Origin of the sequence: Nonomuraea sp. MG754425 (assembly GCF_021699195.1) — a bacterium.
Taxonomy (GTDB): Bacteria; Actinomycetota; Actinomycetes; order Streptosporangiales; family Streptosporangiaceae; genus Nonomuraea.
The window spans coordinates 1-841 of the sequence record NZ_SSXE01000451.1; the positions used below are offsets into that span (position 1 = coordinate 1).

The window sequence follows — 841 nt, forward strand, 5'->3', positions numbered from 1 at the left end:
GGCGATCATCAGGTCTTTCGGATACGGCGACAACGCCTGCCGGATCAGCTCGTGCGCATGGAGGTCACCGAACCCGTAGGTGCCCGCGGTGTCGATGTGGTTCACCCCGAGCTCCACGGCGCGGCGCAGCACCGCGACGGCCGCCTCGGGATCGCGGTCGCCATCTCGGCGGTCGGCATGAGGCCGATTGCGCGCAGGTAGGCCGGGCCGTTCCGAGATGTGCTTCACGTCGGTGATGACGCTGTGGCCGTGTTGAGGGGCGCACTTCACGCGGCGGGGTCGCCGACGAGCGCGTAATCTCGATTACATGCCGAGTCTCTACGAGCACGCCGGCGGCGAGGAAGCGCTGCACAGGGTCGAAGAGGCGTTCTACCGCAAGGCTCTCGACGACCCGATCCTCAAGCCGCTCTTTCCCGCGCGCAGGCCCCATCACGTCGACCATCTGACCTGGTTCACGGCCGAGTCGTTCGGTGGGCCGGACCGGTTCAGCAGGGAACTGGGCTTCCGCTACCTGATCGAGGTCCATCGCGGCCTGGCGATCACCGAGGAGCAGCGGCGGCGCTTCGCCGAGCTGTACATGGAGACCTTCGACGAGTCGGCGCCGCCGGATGACGAGGAGTTCCGGCAGGCCGTACGGGAGCACGTGGAGTTCGGGACACGGGTGGCCGTGCAGAACTCGCACGCCGCCACCGAGGAGGAGCTGCATCCGCTGCGCGAGGTGCCGCGCTGGACGTGGGCGGGCGACGACCGTCAATAGCCGCGCGCCCGACCGACGCGGAGATGGCGCTCGGTGAGGCGATCGAAGCTTGTCCGCGCTTCACGGCCGCTGACGCCGGCCCCC

Annotated in this window: 2 protein-coding genes; one reads left to right on the plus strand and one right to left on the minus strand. The window is 69.0% G+C overall.

All coding sequences use genetic code 11. The annotated features are described in order from the left end of the window. A partial coding sequence (locus tag FAF44_RS53425) for an aldo/keto reductase (protein WP_237111157.1) occupies nucleotides 1-219 on the minus strand: 219 nt, incomplete at its 3' end. A gap of 88 nt (nucleotides 220-307) precedes the next feature. On the opposite strand from FAF44_RS53425, the gene FAF44_RS53430 reads away from it, so the two are divergent. Beyond that, entirely contained in the window at nucleotides 308-757 is a 450-nt protein-coding gene (locus tag FAF44_RS53430) for a group II truncated hemoglobin (protein WP_237111156.1), read from the plus strand. Nucleotides 758-841 lie beyond the last annotated feature (84 nt).

Coding starts and splice junctions, on each gene's coding strand:
- FAF44_RS53430 (WP_237111156.1), top strand. CDS start 308: ATGCCGAGTCTCTACGAGCACGCCGGCGGCGAGGAAGCGCTGCACAGG.